Annotated in this window: 16 protein-coding genes; 12 read left to right on the top strand and 4 right to left on the bottom strand. The window is 40.2% G+C overall.

Annotation, left to right across the window (positions count from 1 at the left end; genetic code table 11):
- Positions 1 to 254: 254 nt before the first annotated feature.
- Complete coding sequence (locus A7985_RS10035) at positions 255 to 533, bottom strand: hypothetical protein (RefSeq protein WP_065790320.1); 279 nt, start codon at positions 531 to 533, stop codon at positions 255 to 257.
- 261 nt (positions 534 to 794) lie between these two features.
- Here A7985_RS10035 and A7985_RS10030 point away from each other — a divergent pair, with 261 nt between their 5' ends.
- The 6 genes from A7985_RS10030 (at position 795) to A7985_RS10005 (ending at position 8,439) form a co-directional block, all read left to right on the top strand.
- Positions 795 to 1,793: a WD40 repeat domain-containing protein gene (locus A7985_RS10030; RefSeq protein WP_065790319.1), complete on the top strand. Its 999-nt coding sequence runs from the start codon at positions 795 to 797 to the stop codon at positions 1,791 to 1,793.
- A gap of 148 nt (positions 1,794 to 1,941) precedes the next feature.
- Entirely contained in the window at positions 1,942 to 2,928 is a 987-nt protein-coding gene (locus tag A7985_RS10025; protein WP_141685316.1) for a hypothetical protein, read from the top strand.
- 69 nt (positions 2,929 to 2,997) lie between these two features.
- The gene (locus A7985_RS10020) at positions 2,998 to 4,194 is read left to right on the top strand and encodes an NERD domain-containing protein (protein ID WP_065790318.1); all 1,197 of its coding nucleotides are present in this window, start codon (positions 2,998 to 3,000) and stop codon (positions 4,192 to 4,194) included.
- Positions 4,195 to 4,336: 142 nt separating this feature from the next.
- On the top strand, positions 4,337 to 5,227 hold the full coding sequence (locus A7985_RS10015; RefSeq protein WP_065790317.1) for a cation diffusion facilitator family transporter: 891 nt from the start codon (positions 4,337 to 4,339) through the stop codon (positions 5,225 to 5,227).
- Between the two features lie 57 nt (positions 5,228 to 5,284).
- Positions 5,285 to 8,071, top strand: coding sequence for a response regulator (locus tag A7985_RS10010; protein ID WP_141685315.1), 2,787 nt, complete (start codon positions 5,285 to 5,287; stop codon positions 8,069 to 8,071).
- A gap of 173 nt (positions 8,072 to 8,244) precedes the next feature.
- Positions 8,245 to 8,439, top strand: a complete 195-nt coding sequence (locus tag A7985_RS10005) for a (2Fe-2S)-binding protein (RefSeq protein ID WP_065790316.1) — start codon at positions 8,245 to 8,247, stop codon at positions 8,437 to 8,439.
- 53 nt (positions 8,440 to 8,492) lie between these two features.
- Here A7985_RS10005 and bfr (A7985_RS10000) read toward each other — a convergent pair whose 3' ends face one another.
- Both bfr (A7985_RS10000) and bfr (A7985_RS09995) read right to left on the bottom strand, forming a co-directional pair.
- Positions 8,493 to 8,957: a bacterioferritin gene (bfr, locus tag A7985_RS10000; protein ID WP_065790315.1), complete on the bottom strand. Its 465-nt coding sequence runs from the start codon at positions 8,955 to 8,957 to the stop codon at positions 8,493 to 8,495.
- Between the two features lie 12 nt (positions 8,958 to 8,969).
- Complete coding sequence (gene bfr, locus A7985_RS09995; RefSeq protein WP_065790314.1) at positions 8,970 to 9,440, bottom strand: bacterioferritin; 471 nt, start codon at positions 9,438 to 9,440, stop codon at positions 8,970 to 8,972.
- A gap of 280 nt (positions 9,441 to 9,720) precedes the next feature.
- Here bfr (A7985_RS09995) and A7985_RS09990 point away from each other — a divergent pair, with 280 nt between their 5' ends.
- The 5 genes from A7985_RS09990 (at position 9,721) to A7985_RS09970 (ending at position 13,879) form a co-directional block, all read left to right on the top strand.
- A complete protein-coding gene (locus A7985_RS09990) occupies positions 9,721 to 10,227 on the top strand; it encodes a hypothetical protein (RefSeq protein WP_065790313.1) in 507 nt (168 codons plus the stop codon).
- Between the two features lie 18 nt (positions 10,228 to 10,245).
- Positions 10,246 to 10,860: a superoxide dismutase gene (locus tag A7985_RS09985; protein WP_065790312.1), complete on the top strand. Its 615-nt coding sequence runs from the start codon at positions 10,246 to 10,248 to the stop codon at positions 10,858 to 10,860.
- 208 nt (positions 10,861 to 11,068) lie between these two features.
- The gene (locus A7985_RS09980; RefSeq protein WP_065790311.1) at positions 11,069 to 11,854 is read left to right on the top strand and encodes a transporter substrate-binding domain-containing protein; all 786 of its coding nucleotides are present in this window, start codon (positions 11,069 to 11,071) and stop codon (positions 11,852 to 11,854) included.
- A 63-nt stretch (positions 11,855 to 11,917) separates the two neighbouring features.
- Entirely contained in the window at positions 11,918 to 12,499 is a 582-nt protein-coding gene (locus A7985_RS09975; protein ID WP_065790310.1) for a thymidine kinase, read from the top strand.
- A 51-nt stretch (positions 12,500 to 12,550) separates the two neighbouring features.
- Positions 12,551 to 13,879: an ATP-binding protein gene (locus A7985_RS09970; protein ID WP_065790309.1), complete on the top strand. Its 1,329-nt coding sequence runs from the start codon at positions 12,551 to 12,553 to the stop codon at positions 13,877 to 13,879.
- 37 nt (positions 13,880 to 13,916) lie between these two features.
- Here the strand turns inward: A7985_RS09970 and rlmF are convergent, their stop codons facing one another.
- Complete coding sequence (gene rlmF / locus A7985_RS09965) at positions 13,917 to 14,789, bottom strand: 23S rRNA (adenine(1618)-N(6))-methyltransferase RlmF (protein WP_065790308.1); 873 nt, start codon at positions 14,787 to 14,789, stop codon at positions 13,917 to 13,919.
- Between the two features lie 119 nt (positions 14,790 to 14,908).
- Between rlmF and A7985_RS09960 the strand changes: the two genes are divergently transcribed.
- A complete protein-coding gene (locus A7985_RS09960; protein ID WP_065790307.1) occupies positions 14,909 to 15,811 on the top strand; it encodes an alpha/beta fold hydrolase in 903 nt (300 codons plus the stop codon).
- The last annotated feature ends 3 nt before the right edge of the window (positions 15,812 to 15,814 follow it).

The raw sequence follows: 15,814 nt of genomic DNA, 5'->3' as shown, positions 1-15,814 counted from the left end.
TTTTACTTTCAATTATTAGAGTAATGTTCAGCAGGTTTGCGCGTTTCCTTACAATACGACTGCTTTAGAGATGTTATAAAGTAACAATTGTGATTATGTTATACTATAACGTTGCTAGCGTGCAAGGGGGATATTGCAAAATAGTGCCGTTGTTTGTATTAAAATGAGAAACGATACTTAATTATGTTGTGATAGGTATTGGAAGGATGTGCACGATTTATTTGCAATTAGTGGAAGGGGAGCAATTCTTAAAGTTAATCGGTCATAAATAGCACTCGTATACCAATCGCAGCAATGACGACCACTAACAGTATGAGTTCAATACGGTGCACGATGGCTTTGGTTTTTTTCTCGGTTTTATTCTTTCTATGTGGCACTTCATATTCCTCATCTGGGTGGCGCCGCTCGTATGCTGCATTTGCTTTTTTAGCAAAAGCTGTGCGTTTTTCAGCGCTTAACGTTTCATTCATTGAGCTTTGATAATCTAAAGGCTTACCTCTAGAGGGCTGCCTAACTCGTGGAGCACTGCACATACCTACCTCTTACCACTGGCTTTACATAAGATCTACATTTTCAATTTGACAATACATTGATTCTTAATTGAAAAATCTTTTAAGCTGGATTACTACTATTATAGTACTTTTAACTTAGGTTGTCCGTGTAGCGAGGCTAAAAATTTGCCTAATTAGCGGCATTGTGGCCAAGATTAGTTATGTGTTAGTGAACTAAAAGCAAGTTTTTTGATCTAAACGTAAAGTGATGCAGAGCATTGAAGCAGGTGCAAAGTGAAATCGGTGAGTAAGCAAATAATATATGCTGTCGTATCCATGTTGTGCTTGGTACTTTTGGGCTGTTCAGAGGCTAAGAAGGACCCGCAGAATGAATTTAATTACTTAACAGAAGCACCTATTGACCTAGGGGTTATCTCAAACGATGCAGCGGCAGTTGCGTTCTTGAGTGGCAGCTTAGTCACAGTGTCGGACATTAATACGACTAAAATAAAAAATCAGTTTCAGTTAAACAAGTATAAAAAAGTCACTGGCATCTCGCTTTCTCAAGACAATAATCTGCTTCTTGTGGGCTTTGAAAATACATTGAATGTATGGGATTTAAAGAGCAGCCTTCTATTAGGCCAATTTACTGTCGCGGGCCTCTCGGAGTTCGCCAAGATATCTAAAGTCGCTATTTATGCTAATCCAGTGCTTGTGCTGGTTGGCATGACTGACGGGACGCTGAATTTAATTGACTTTGAAAATAGCCTTACAAAACAGGCTAAGCTACATGAAGCACGGATCAGTCACCTCGAATTGGGAGAGCACAGGCAACTAATCATGACCGCAGGGCATGATGGGCAAGTTAAGTTGTCTCACATAGATTCTCTGAAGTCTAAATTCAGCTACACCTTACCTAAGCGTGTTACCAGTGCTGCTACTGGGCTAAAAAATGAAACTTTATTCGTATCAGATGCATTAAATGAGCAGCTCTTGCTTAGGCCATTTTCAAACACTCGCGAACCCATTAAGTTAGTTTATCACGAGCGGTTTCGTTGGTTTCGAGCTGCGGCCTTGAGCCCAAGTGGTGACTATTTAGCAACAGGTTCAAGCAAATATTGGTGGACGCTATGGGATGCAAAGAACGGCCGAGAAATTGACGCTTTTGCAATCGAGTCGGCAACATCTACCGCCATGATTTTAGATATGCACTTTAGTAAAGATAACATTCTGACGACTTTAAGTAGCGACGGAATCGTGGAGTTTTGGGATATCAATACGTTAGCTAGCTCACTAAATTAGTGGCCTGAACTTTGCTGTTCCAGCTAACCTGTCGTGTGTTGTCAAATCAAGCGCGAACAAATTGCAAGATTCATCTGTACAATTGTATAAAAGACTATACTATCACCAGCACGGTTGATCTTGCCGCAGATTTAGAGTGACGAAAGCCATGTTGTTTAGACTGTTTGTAATAATTGCCTCTGTGTTACTGGCTGGGTGCGACGAAGACGTTGCATTGAGTAAAGGGACACTTGATAAGTTGGGGGATAATGGTGTCCTGATAGGGCATTTCTCAGCTGACGGGAGCAAAATGGTCACTGTGGACAGTACTAATTTGCTACATGTTTGGGGTACTCAAACACGTACGTCTGAATTTACCGTCCCCCAAGACAAAATGCCTGAGTTAGTCCGTGAGGTCGTACTCTCTCAGGACAATACCATGCTGATTGTGGTGGGTGATAATCAACTTCAATTTTGGTCGTTACCGAAGCAAAAATTGGTAACCAAAGTGAGCTTTAGTGGTGTTTCAGGTTATGCACACATCACTTCTGTTGCACTGGCACCAACGATGGATAAAATTGTTGTGGCAATGTCTGATGGCACCGTGAATATGGCGAATTTGCACACCCAAGTCAACAATCAGTTTGCACCGCATTCACGACCAGTAATGCATGTACAGTGGGATGACAAAGGCGAAATGGTAATGACAGCTGCGCAAGATGGCAAGTTGGCGCTTTGGCAATTTGGCTCTCCAGAACCGTTGTTTACCAAAGAGTTTAATCACCGTGTTACCAGTCTTGCTGTAAGACAAGATTTTTCTGAATTCTTTGTATCTGACGCCCTAGATAATCAGGTAATCGCATCGCTTTTAGATGGGGCAGATAAAAGTGAGCTAAAATACATGGCTCGGTTTAAAGTTTTTCGCAAAGCGCTGTTCATTGAACAGAGTGCTTATTTAGCGACTTCCTCTTCAAAATCACATCTTACAATATGGGACACTAAAAGCGGAAACGAGCTAGGGACATGGCAAATTAATACGCTCAATGCCGGTGCAACGATAGTGGATATGTATGCACCAAGTCGAGAAAAGCTTGTAACACTCAGCAGTGATGGATTGTTGGAGGAGTGGGCATTAAATATGCTTGCAACTAAATAAGCATAGCGCGGTATTTGTGTTGGGTTAACCCCAAAATTAAGTACCAACTTACAATTAGGTTTAGAGACGATGAACAGATGGATTTTGTTTTTTATCATATTTTCAAGCTGCGTCGCTGCAGATATAGAGCAGCTTGACCAAAGACAGTGCAAACGGTTTGCCGCTGAGCTCCAGTTTTTGCGTCAAAATAATGTCCTAAAAGAAGGCGAAGACGCACGATTAAGAAGACTACTTGAACGTTTGCAAACATATTGTCAGTCTCCTAGGGTAAACATTTCAAATTCGCTTGAACCAGATAAGGAAGTAAGCCGTTCCTTTGGGATCTCTTCATTCAAAGATGACGCAACTCGCAAAAAATGGCAGGCATTTTTTCACAAGCCCATGATCTGTCACCATGGAGCGCAAGATTTTGCGAGTGCGGTAAAGTGCGCCGAACAAGTCGCTGCGCAGCGAGAGGCTTTTGAGCTTCGGCTTCAAAAAGACGTTGCGCAGAAAAAGCGTTCTATGAAATATGAACGCCAGATTGGCATTGAGGGGGAGGCGATAGAGCCTTTTCAAGAGGAAGCTACGACCCTTCCTACTCACTCAATATCGGAGACGCAAGAAGACCACGTACCGATAGTATTGTATGAAGAGCCCGAGAAGGGTCATTATGACCGTTTTACTATGTGGCTCAGTATATTTATTGTCGGATATGTATCTATTGAGTTGTTGAAGTTCTTGCTCCGTGGAAAAGAAGTAACACACAACACACGCAAGCGCACATTTAAAGAAACCTATAAAACATTAACAAGTAAGCTAGACAACAAAAAGTATATTGTTCTTTATCGCAGCATGAGTCCTATGCTTGAAGAGCTAGATATAGACGGCGTGGTACTCTCTCCATTTGGTGTGTTTGTGATGGTTTTCTGTCCTCAGTCAGGTGTGATTGAAGCAGATATTCAGGGCGAAATGTGGAATGTGATTGAAGAAGGGTCGTCTAATTTCTTTTTGAACCCAGTTAATGCAGCGAAAATTCGTGTGGCAAATTTGGCAAAATGTATTGGTGTTGAAAGTGGTGTGAGGTACCTTGTTGTATTTGATGAGGGAACTGAATTTTTTCCTGGTAAACCGTTCAATTGCTTTACAAGCAAAGAAGCCCCGTTAGAGATTATGCGTTATACCCAGTTCATGTTTAGTTATGAACAGCTTAGGTATTTTGAACAGCGCCTTTATTCGGCAGAAAGCAGACTTAATACAAACGCTCAGTTGGTAAGTAATTCATAGGCTTGGGACGTCAGTATAAATTACGTATTTATTTGCTAAATATTATGATTTTTGATGCGTCTGATAGAAAATAGGGTTACAATTGATGTCCTTTACCATTATCACCCTCTAATTACTAGTTACAAAGGTTTCTCAAGCTCGAATGACCGATCTTACAACTCATGAGGCTTCTCGTAAGCGCTTACTAATCGCGCTCGCCATAACATGTACATTCATGCTAATACAAGTGGTGGCAGCACATTATGCTAATTCACTGGCTGTTTTAGCGGATGCTGGGCACTTATTTGTGCACAACAGCTCTTTATTCATTGCATTAATTGCGTCAACGGTTGCTGTAAAGCTGGCAAAAAACTTTAATGAAGGGTATAAAAAAGCAGAATTTACAGGTGGCCTGTTAAACGGTGTCCTGTATTTGTCCATTGCAATCATCATTCTCCTTGAAGCGACAGAGCGAATTGAACTTCATTCACAAGGGCATGTACATGAAGTTAATACTTTTGTAATGTCTACAGTGGCTGGTGTCGGCTTCTTATTCCATGGTTTAGCTGCGTGGGTTTTGTACAAAGGCCGCAAAGACAGCATTAATGTATACGCCGTTTTTCTGCATTCATTTTTTGACTTATTGTCAACGGTGTCGACTTTTATCGCAGGTATTCTAATCCATTTGACGGGGTGGAACATCATCGATGTGCTGTCTAGCATGTTGATATCTTGCTTTGTATTGTTTACTGGTTTGAAGGTAATTAAGACATGCATTTCTGGTCTACTTGATAAAGGTACCACATTGCCTGCCGTTGAACGTGTTGAGCAAGCTATTGTTGATACTGAACATGTTGAAAGTGTGCACAATGTTACAGTTTCAAATTCAGACAGCGCTTTAATGGTTGGTGCGCATATTGTTTTGAAGCATCATTGCACAATAGAAAAGCACGACGACGCATGCAGATATCAAGTAGAAGCGCGATTAAAACAGCTATTTTCAGTTGAAAAGTGTGTTTTACAAATAGAAAGTCACGATTGTCCCCACCATTAAACTTGGCAAATACCCAGCTTTCCTTTATTTTTTAATAGAATATAAAAGGAGCTGGTATTGCTAAATCACATTTCAAAGTTGCCAAAGTTGGTTATTGCGCTCTTTTTGGGCGTTTTAGGTGGTATTGCTAACCTTTTACCAATTTGGTTTTTAGATAGCTCAGAGTTCCTGTTTGGGCAGCTATTTGTCATCCTTTGCTTATTAGCATTAGGTTGGCAATATGCCGTTCTCGCCGTTGGGATTGGTGCAATGTTTTTGCTGTACCGTTGGGGGCACTGTTTACCTTCAGTCGTATTTCTCATCGAAATTTTGTGGTTGCAAGTTTTTTGTGTTCGGGCCAATAAACCCCTGTTCATAAGAGGGTTAGGGTTTTGGGTGCTCTTCGGCATTCCCATCTTATTTATAATGGGCAAGTTTGTTTTAGGGCTGACCCTGTTAGTTATTTTCACCGCTCTTGCAAAATATATGATAAATGCTGCGGTGTATTTGGCGATTGTCGATCTCACATCGCTTTTTCTATTTAAACGGGTTTGGCAAGCAAAGTCTTTGTACCAGATCTTAAACTATATGATTAGTCACCTGATAATCCTAGTTGTTCTTATCACCACAATCGTTCTGACAAATAGCCATTACAAACGCATCGAATTTGAAGTGACTGCGCAGCTCCATGATGCGTCAGTGAGTGCATTGAAACAAATTGACGATTATCTAGAAAGCTATCGCAGGGCAATCAATATTGCTGCGCAAGATATACAGTCAGGTGTAGATAAACAACAGGTAATTAACCGACTCGTCGATACTTATCCTAATTTTAGGACTGCAATAGTCGCAGACCAAAGTGCATTTGTGACCCATTTTTACCCCGACGCTTTGAAAACAAGCCTCGTTGGAGAGGTGCCTTCAGTAGCTGATAGAGAATACTTTATTCAAGCACCTTATTACCCTAATGGTTATGTGTCGGGCATATTTCAAGGTAGGGGGTTTGGCAATGATCCCGTAGTAGCGGTCTCGGCACCTTTGTATGAAGATGGTGAGTTTCAGGGAATAGTAGAGAGTTCACTATTTTTTGAGTCATTTGAGCAATTTATCCCTAAAGTGCTCGCTCAAAAAGGGCATCTGTTAATTGTTGATCATGAAAATAATATTGTTTTTAGCTCTTTGAAATCTGATTTTAACATACTAGATAACGTTGCTAATGAGCAGCTAATCGCACTCACTGAGTCCACCGACCAAGTTTTCATTAGTAATAACCGAGATGTGTATTATCGCCAAAGTGTGCAGTCTGACATTTTTAATTGGCGGGTGATAAGTCTAATCGAGCGCAAGCACGTAAATTTGGCAGTTGCTTCCGCCTGGATTCAATCCTTTGTTTTAGCCTTGTTCATTATCGCAATTAGTAGTTTTTTGGTGAATCGGATGACAAGGGTATTTACTAAGCCAATTGTTGATTTGAGCCACAGTATTAACTCGTTCGATCCCAATGAAAAAATGTCAGAGGTAAGTAACACGGCTGAAGGGAGCTGTATAGAGGTCATTACCTTGCAGCAGCAATTTTCCCAGTTGGCGTTTAAGTTGTCGACGAGTTTCGCTAAGTTAAATAGTGCAAATGAGGAAAACGAACAGCTCAATCGAAAATTAAAAGACTTTAATAAACATTTAGAGCAAGAAGTCAGTGAAAAAACCGAAGAGCTCATTAAAGCGTTAGAGCAAGCTAACAAAGCCAGCTCGGCCAAAAGCCAGTTCTTAGCAAATATGAGTCATGAAATTCGTACTCCTCTCAATGGCATCATAGGGATGTCAGACGAATTGATAAATAATGAATTTGATGCTGAATCCAAAGCGCAATTAGATATTATTCACCAATCTGCACATAAACTGTTATTAATTCTTAATGATATTTTGGACTATTCAAAAATAGAGGCGGGTGCATTGGAGCTTTCTATGCACAACACGGACGTATCCGATTTTGTTGTTGCCATTTCTACTGCGTTTGAGAAGTCTTTGTCTAAGCCTAATGTTGAGTTTAATCATACATTGGATGAGCAAGTGCCCAAGGTCTTAATATTTGATGATCTTCGATTAAGTCAGGTTATTAATAACTTACTTAGTAATGCGGGGAAATTTACGGAGCATGGACAAATAGACTTTACAGTGGATTACTACCAAGGCTCTCTGAGACTTAAAGTAAAAGATACAGGCATTGGTATTGCTAAAAGTGCGCAAAAGGATTTATTCGATGAGTTTACGCAAGCGGACTTGTCTACGACAAGAAAATACGGTGGTACCGGGTTAGGGTTGACTATTTGCAAACGTTTAGTCGCACTAATGGGGGGGCAACTGCGGTTTCAGTCTACCGAAAATGTGGGTAGCGAGTTTACCGTTGAGATCCCTGCCGAATTGGGTGAACAGCCAAAACTGAAATCGGTAAGTGCGGACATTCCAAACCTTGAAAATGTGAAAATATTACTTGTTGAGGATAATCCGATTAACCAGATTGTCGCGACTCAATTTTTAGAAAAAACAGGGTGTTTTATCTCAAAAGCAATGGATGGTATTGAAGCACTCAAAGCCCTAGAAGAGCAGCGGTTCGACATTATTTTAATGGATTGTCAAATGCCTAATATGGATGGCTTTGAATGTACTCGCACTATTCGTCAAAGCCCGAGCACGTATGGTTGCCCTTATATTATTGCGATAACAGCAAATGCATTTGCAGAAGACAAAGAAAAATGTCTGCAAGCTGGTATGGATGACTTTGTTGCAAAGCCAATAGAGTCGATTACTTTATACTCTTGTCTGAAAAGTTGGAACAGCATAGATAAAAACGAAAGTGACGAAAAGTAGTGTTGATTAATTGCGCAAATCAAAAGTGATTATTCGTTTTAGGCCAATTAAAACTCCTTATTGATCAATGCTATTAGTAATTATTCTCATTTTTATGCTTATGCTTGTTGATAACTATTTTTGTTTAGATTAAACTTAGTCTCAGTTGATGTAATTGAGATTGGTTTTCATTCATGTATATTTGTATTTGTCACGGAGTTACTGACAATAAAATCGCACAAGCAATTGATGAGGGCGCGAGATCTATGAGAGATCTAAGTAAAGATCTTGGAGTAGGCACTCAGTGTGGTAAGTGCTGTAATTGTACTAAAAAGATATTGAATGAAAAACTTATTGAGATTGTAGATGTGACTGAACAAGTCGCGTAAAAAAGATTAGATAATAAAAAAGGGCCTCAAGGCCCTTTTTTATTATCTAAAGCTTACATTTGAGATTGTAGATAATTCTCAGTGCCAGTAGTTTTGAGCAGTTGAAGCTGTGTCTCCAACCAGTCAATTTGTTCTTCTTGCTCGTTTTGAATATTGTCTAATGCTTCTCTGCTAATATAATCTTGTTTTTCTTCACATAACGCAATTGCATTCTGTAGATCTACAAGAGAGGCTTCTTCAAATTGCATATTTGCATTGATCATTTCAGGTACGTTCTCACCAATGTTAAGGCGACCTAAGTCTTGCAAATTTGGTAGCCCTTCTAGGAAAAGAATGCGCTCGATTAATCTATCAGCATTCTTCATTTTTTGAATCGATACTTTATAGTCAGCCTTGTCTAACTTAGTAAAGCCAAAATCTTTAAACATGCGAGCATGTAAAAAATATTGGTTGATACCAACAAGCTCATTAGCGAGTACTTTGTTTAGCGCTACAATAACTTCTCTTTCGCCTTTCATCGAGTTTGCTCCTTAACCTAGCTGAGACTGTAGATAGTTTTGAATACCAACCTTTTCAATCAGGCCAAGTTGTTGTTCTAGCCAATAAACGTGATCTTCTTCAGTATCGAACAGCAGTTTTTCTAACACCGCACGTGATTGATAATCTTGCTCTTCTTCACATGCTTTTATGGCGTCTTTCACGCAAGCCACAACTTCTAGCTCAAGAGTGAGGTCATTTTCCATCATTGATTTAACATCATGCCCGATAAGAAGGTCACGACGCTTAGTCATGTTTGGCACACCTTCTAAAAACAATATACGCTTGATTAACCAATCTGCATGGGTAGTTTCTTCTTCCATTTCATGATTTAGGCGTTCATATAGCTTATTAAGCCCAAAATCCTCATACATTCTAGAATGGATGAAATACTGGTCTATAGCTGCCAACTCGTTTGCCAGTAGCGCATTAAATGCATCAATGATCTTTTGTTTACCTTTCATAGGTCTTTCCTCAAACTCTGACTGTTGTGGCTATATTATATGGATTGATTTCAAAGTCAATAAAATCCTTATAAATCAATGGTTTATCAATTGATTCTTATTCTCATTTTCGTTGTCATTTATTCTATTAGCTATTGTGTGCGAGGTATAGCTGGCAAATCTAGCGGTCGGATATGTGGTGAAATACAAATGATCCCAATAATGCAAATAAAAACAATTTGCATTAAGGTGTTGGTTTTGTTTATAGTTGTCCAGTGTAAAGCAATCTAAGGGGAGCATAATGGCCCTAATTGAGCAAATCGAAACTTCTGTTGAGACGCCATTGGAGTATGCGCTTGCGCCATGGCAATACGCGATTAAATCTGGAAACCAAGCTTTTCAGCATGGTGAGTTCAATTCTGCAAGAGACCGATATCAAAGTGCATTAAATCTCGCAGGTCACTTGTTAGAACGGTTTGTTAATAGCGAAGCTTGTGACGAACAGTTGGTTGCCATAGAGCATTGTTGCCCAGCATTAGTGGTGGCTGCTCATAATTTAGCTGATTGCTTTATTGCTTTGTCAAACCCTGAAAGGGCCTGTGAGCAATTGATAGAAGTACACTCCGTGATGCTTAATTTAGTCCAAAATGCCTCAGTAGAAATTGTAGAGATTGCTTGTCACCACTTACATAGAACAAGACAAGAATTGATTAACTTTGCTTCTTGTCATCCCCATCTTCCAGAGCTAATTGAGAAAGTCAATGCAGCAATGGATGGGGGCTTTAACCGTCCACATATAGTCCACTAAAGTAAATGAGGAAAAATCATGGCTTTTACATTGCCACAGCTACCGTACGCGTATGATGCTTTGGAACCACATATTGATACCAGAACGATGGAAATTCACCATACTTTGCATCACCAGACGTACGTGAGCAAAGCGAATGCAGCGTTAGAAGGCTCTGAGCACGCAAACCGCGATCTTGAGGATTTATTGAGAAACATCGACAGCTTACCAGAAAACCTTAAAGGTGCCGTTCGTGACCATGTTGGTGGTCATCATAACCATAGTCTGTTTTGGACTATTATGTCTTCAGATGGCGGTACTTTACATGAAGGCCAACTAGCTTCGGCTATCAATGATACATTTGGCAGCTTTGACCAGTTTAAAGAATTGTTCACAGCTGCTGCGGTTAGCCGATTTGGCAGTGGCTGGGCATGGCTTGTAGTTGATGCTAATGGTGCGCTAAAAGTGACTAGTTCACTTAACCAAGATAGCCCATTAATGGACAACCAAACACCTATTCTAGGATTAGATGTATGGGAACATGCATACTACTTAAAATATCAAAACCGCAGACCTGAGTACATCGCCGCATTTTATAATGTAATCAACTGGGTAGAAGTTGAAAAGCGTTATCAAGCAGCGCTAGCGAGCTAATATCATAACTTCAAGCACTGTGTAGCATAAGTTATGCAGTGCTTTGTCCGTAACGCCCTTCTTTTGCTAAATACTCAGCGCCGTTATCCGATAAATATTGAACTGTTGTAAGAGACGTGATTAAAACTCTGCGCTATAGTATAAGATAGTCATTGGCATTTAAGTTTTTGTAGCGAAATGCTAAATTTAATCTCTTGACGTGGATAGTATGCGCCTAATCGCCACCTTTTGTTTTGTTGTATTTTCTTCGTTCGCTTCGGCTACTACTTTTGTAACCGTATGCTACGAAGATAAAAACGCACCGCCATTTTTTCTGGGAAGTGGCTTTGATGTACCTGAACAAAGACCGGGTGCTACGATTGAAATACTCAAGAGTTTAGAAAAGCAAGTTTCAACTGTTCGTTTCGTATTTGTACGCAAGCCTTGGCAACGCTGTTTAAAGAATATTAAAAATAACAAAGTGGATGCGGTCATAGCATCGTACCGCTCAGAGCGCAGTGAGTTCTTGCGCTTTCCTAGAAATCTTGATGGCAGTATTAACTTATCTCTCGCAATTAGCATGTTAGGCACATGTCTGGTTGGTCAGCAAGGGCTGGCTACTGATGTGGCAAATAGAAACTTTCCACTGAGCTTGGCCGTACCAAGAGGGTATGCAGTGCTAAGCACCCTTCAACAAGACTTGTATAAGGTGATATTAACTGACTCGCAAGAAGATGCTTATCAACTGGTGTTAAAGAGCCTCGTTGATGGCTCTCTCGGATTATGCAAAGTATATGATGAACAAGTCGCTGGGTTCCCTCATAGTGACAAACTACAAGCGATATTCCCACCGATAGATATAAGCTACGGATACTTGGCGCTTTCAAAAGATTTTATGGCGCAAAACCCCCTGGTCGCACAAGCGCTTTGGGACAAATTAGGGAGTATGCCTCTACACCAGTATTATCTGGACTATGTAAACAACCCAATAAATCACAAGTTGCCAAGATATTGATTGTGGTCATGTAAGTTATCTTTATGTAGACTATCGCGCACTGTTACACTCTGTGAGTCTACTATGGCACAACTTTATTTTTACTATTCAGCGATGAATGCTGGCAAATCCACCACACTCTTACAATCAGCGTTCAATTATCGCGAAAGGGGAATGACGCCATTTATTTTGACCGCTGCAATAGATAACCGCTCTGGAGTTGGTAAAGTAGCTTCAAGAATTGGTTTGGAGGCAGATGCGCATACCTTTGAGCCTAAGTCGAATGTGTTCGAGTTAGTAAGTAAGCACCATCATGAGCAAAAGCTAGACTGTATTTTAGTCGACGAAAGCCAATTCCTAAGCAAAGAGCAAGTATCTCAATTAACAGATGTTGTGGATAGTTTAGGTGTACCAGTACTATGTTATGGGCTTAGAACGGACTTTATGGGTGAGTTATTCGAAGGCGCCCAGTATCTTCTTGCTTGGGCAGATAAACTTATTGAGCTAAAAACAGTTTGCCATTGTGGCCGAAAAGCAAATCATGTTCTGCGTTTGGATGAGCAGGGGAATGCTATTTCTGGTGGAAATCAAGTTGAGATAGGCGGAAACGATAGGTACGTTTCTGTATGTAGAAAACACTATAAATCAGAGCTTAATAAGTTGTAATTCTGTGGTTTTTGACCATGCTTAGGCTATCAGTCAAAAAAATTGGTAGCCATGTCTAACTCTTCCTTTTCATTTCTCGCCAGTGAATCTGGGCAAATTGCGGATAGCCCCAAAAAACCACCATGGAAAGTATTACTTGTTGATGATGAGCCAGAAATACATCAAGTAACTAAAATGGCATTGTCTCGTTTTACTTATGAAAATAGGTCTTTAGAGTTCCTTCATGCATACTCTAAAGCGCAAGCATTAGAGGTGATGCAAGAAATAGACGGGATAAGCGTCATCTTGCTTGACGTGATAATGGAAACTGATACTGCCGGACTAGATTGTGTGAAAGAAATACGACACACATTAAACAACAAAGATGTGCGAATAATCCTAAGAACTGGCCAACCAAGCACCATTCCAGAACACGAAGTCATGCTCAAGTACGATATTAATGATTATAAAAACAAGGTGGATTTAACTAAGTCCCGTTTATACATCGTTATGACAAGTGCATTGCGTGCATATGAAGATATTCAGCGCAAGGCCGAACTTATTTCAGCGCTCAAAGACTTGAATGATAACTTAGAAGAGCGAGTCGCAGAGCGGACCTCTGAATTGCAGCTGGCAAATTTGGAACTAGTGCAGGCTAAGCAACAAATTATTTCTCAACAACAATCGTTACTTCAATCAGAAAAAATGGCGTCAATAGGCCAGTTGGCTGCAGGGGTCGCACATGAAATAAACAACCCTTTAGGCGCTATGAAGTGTAATTTTGATGTACTGAATGATTATATTGGCAGTTTTAAAACAAGCTTAGCTAAGCTAAAAACATCTGATTTTGATATGGATTTAGTAGAAATCACAGAAATATTGGATGATACACGGGGTGATTTAAGCCGTATTGAAAAGATAGTAAAAGCATTGTCTATTTTTAACGGTTTATCAGGTGAAAAAAGCATTCAAGTTAATCTAAAGAGCTTAGTAGAAGAATATACATCAGAATTAAAACTATCACAGCCAATTAACTTTGACCTAGAAGAGGGTTGTGACTGGGAAGTAGTATGTTATCCGGGTCAAATTATCCAAATAATAAATGTTTTGTATGTAAATGCTGTTGAGGCTGGTAGCTGTGAGCAGGGGATTACAATTGAAGTAGGGTCTAGTAGACGTGGCATTAGGGTATTGATGCGGGACAACGGGGATGGCATCGAAAAGGCGAGTCTCAACCGTATATTTGATCCGTTTTTCACGACAAAACCAGTTGGTCAGAATTTGGGCTTAGGGCTCACTATCGCACTTGTGCTGACTAAACACCATAATGGAGAAATTAAAGTAGAGTCTAACTTGGGTGTAGGGAGTTGTTTCGAAGTTTACATTCCAAAAGTAGAATAGAGCAAAACCAACGTTTGCTCTATCGCGTAGCACAAGGTCAGTAACGCCATGCAAGAAATCGACTTTGCTTATTTCCTTGCACCATTTTTACTGTTTTGAAATTGGCCACTTTTTGCTGCTGCAAAGCTTTGGTGAGTAGCGGGATATTATCCTTTTTGGAAATTAAGCATGTGAACCATCCTACTTGCTCTTTAAAGTTCGCACTTTCACAAATCATGTTTTTCACAAAGCCGAGTTCACCACCTTCACACCAAAGTTCAGGGGCATGCCCTCCAAAATTTAATGTATTTTTACCTTCAGACTTGTCAATTCCTAGGTTTTTCCACTTTCTTTGGGTTCCTTGTTGGGCTTCTTTTTCACTAGCATGAAACGGTGGATTACACATTGTTATGTCAAAATAGTCTGATTTCCCAATGATGCTAGAAAAAATCGCATTAGCCTGTTTTTGGTGCTTGATTTTGATATCCAGTCTGTTGGCTTGCGAGATATTTTGGGCTATTTTCACTGCAATTTCGTTGATATCTGATCCGACAAATCGCCATTTATATAAAGCGCGGCCCAATATCGGGTAGATCAAATTTGCTCCAGTCCCTATGTCTAGGCAGCGAATCGATTTACCAGTTGGGATCTCTCCACCATTATCACTCGCTAAAAGATCGGCCAGAGCATGTATGTAATCTGCTCTGCCAGGAACTGGCGGGCAAAGGAACTGTTCAGGTAAATCCCAAAACTTAATGTCGTAGAACGCGAACAGCAGTGCTTTATTGAGCAAAAGTACTGCTGTCTTATCTGCAAAATTCAATGTGCTTTCACCATTCTCTTTGGTGATTAAGTGCTTTTCTAATTCTGGCACATAAGTAAGCAGTAAAGGGAAGTCATATCCGGACAGATGTTTGTTTCTTGGGTGCATATAAAAATATTGGCGCTAAATGATAAACGTATTATATCTTAATTTCATCACTGCAACTACGAGGTTTACTTTCGGTCATCTTAACTGGTACGATGAGTAAAAAATAATTTTAAATAGTCATGATCATACAAGAATCTCTATCGGTACCCTTAGCTAAGGGGGTATCTTTGCACTTACGGCATATTTATCATGAACAAAAGGCAGGCCCTGTTGTTTTGTTTCTGCATGGTGCAATTGAAAATGGCAAAATTTTTTACACTGAGAGCAACAAAGGTCTTGCGCCATATATGGCGCTAAATGGCTTCAATTGCTTTGTGCTAGATTTACGAGGTAGAGGAGGGAGTTTACCTTTAATAGATGCCGGTCACGACTATGGACAGACCGAATCCATTCTTGAAGATGTGCCAGCTGCGCTCCAGTTTATAGAGCAAAATACAGGAAAGAAGCCCCAGTTTTGGGTGGCACACTCTTGGGGAGGTGTGATCATGAACAGTGTTTTTGCTCGATTCCCTCACGAGATTCAATTTGTTGATGCGTGTGCTTATTTCGGCTCAAAGCGGAGTCTTTATAATAACCACCCTGAAAAGCTGCTTAAAGCCAACTTAATGTGGTATTGGTTAGCAAACTACTATTCAAAAAAGCATGGGTATTTACCTGCCCGTAAGCTGAAATGGGGCTCTGACAATGAAACTGTTAAGTCTCATTGGCAAAGTGCACAATGGGCCAAAAAGCAGCCATGGATAGATAGTGACGATAATTTTGACTATGCAAAGGCGCTAGAGTCGAAAGCGTTGCCGCCAACGCTGCATATTGCAGGTGTAAATGATAAGGCGCTTGCTCAGCCGATAGATATCAAAATGTTTATGAAGGAGTCTGGTGTTGGTATCCAGTCGCTCAATATTTATGGTAAGCGATATGGACATGCGCATAACTATGGCCACATAGATATGTTAACCCACCCCAAAGCGCAAGATGAGCAATTCAAAGACTTACTAAAATGGTTTGAGTTGCACAGAAAATAAAAG

This window comes from Pseudoalteromonas luteoviolacea (assembly GCF_001696455.1).
In the GTDB taxonomy this organism is placed as follows: Bacteria; Pseudomonadota; Gammaproteobacteria; order Enterobacterales; family Alteromonadaceae; genus Pseudoalteromonas; species Pseudoalteromonas luteoviolacea_C.
Note: the sequence above shows the minus strand (reverse complement) of the source record. Positions and strands in the feature narration are given on the sequence as shown.

Excerpts from the sequence above, each read along its gene's own strand:
- A7985_RS10035 (WP_065790320.1), bottom strand. The coding sequence starts at position 533 with ATGTGCAGTGCTCCACGAGTTAGGCAGCCCTCTAGAGGTAAGCCTTTA.
- A7985_RS10025 (WP_141685316.1), top strand. The coding sequence starts at position 1,942 with ATGTTGTTTAGACTGTTTGTAATAATTGCCTCTGTGTTACTGGCTGGG.
- A7985_RS10020 (WP_065790318.1), top strand. The coding sequence starts at position 2,998 with ATGAACAGATGGATTTTGTTTTTTATCATATTTTCAAGCTGCGTCGCT.
- A7985_RS10015 (WP_065790317.1), top strand. The coding sequence starts at position 4,337 with ATGACCGATCTTACAACTCATGAGGCTTCTCGTAAGCGCTTACTAATC.
- A7985_RS10005 (WP_065790316.1), top strand. The coding sequence starts at position 8,245 with ATGTATATTTGTATTTGTCACGGAGTTACTGACAATAAAATCGCACAA.
- bfr (WP_065790315.1), bottom strand. The coding sequence starts at position 8,957 with ATGAAAGGCGAAAGAGAAGTTATTGTAGCGCTAAACAAAGTACTCGCT.
- bfr (WP_065790314.1), bottom strand. The coding sequence starts at position 9,440 with ATGAAAGGTAAACAAAAGATCATTGATGCATTTAATGCGCTACTGGCA.
- A7985_RS09990 (WP_065790313.1), top strand. The coding sequence starts at position 9,721 with ATGGCCCTAATTGAGCAAATCGAAACTTCTGTTGAGACGCCATTGGAG.
- A7985_RS09985 (WP_065790312.1), top strand. The coding sequence starts at position 10,246 with ATGGCTTTTACATTGCCACAGCTACCGTACGCGTATGATGCTTTGGAA.
- A7985_RS09980 (WP_065790311.1), top strand. The coding sequence starts at position 11,069 with ATGCGCCTAATCGCCACCTTTTGTTTTGTTGTATTTTCTTCGTTCGCT.
- A7985_RS09975 (WP_065790310.1), top strand. The coding sequence starts at position 11,918 with ATGGCACAACTTTATTTTTACTATTCAGCGATGAATGCTGGCAAATCC.
- A7985_RS09970 (WP_065790309.1), top strand. The coding sequence starts at position 12,551 with ATGTCTAACTCTTCCTTTTCATTTCTCGCCAGTGAATCTGGGCAAATT.
- rlmF (WP_065790308.1), bottom strand. The coding sequence starts at position 14,789 with ATGCACCCAAGAAACAAACATCTGTCCGGATATGACTTCCCTTTACTG.
- A7985_RS09960 (WP_065790307.1), top strand. The coding sequence starts at position 14,909 with ATGATCATACAAGAATCTCTATCGGTACCCTTAGCTAAGGGGGTATCT.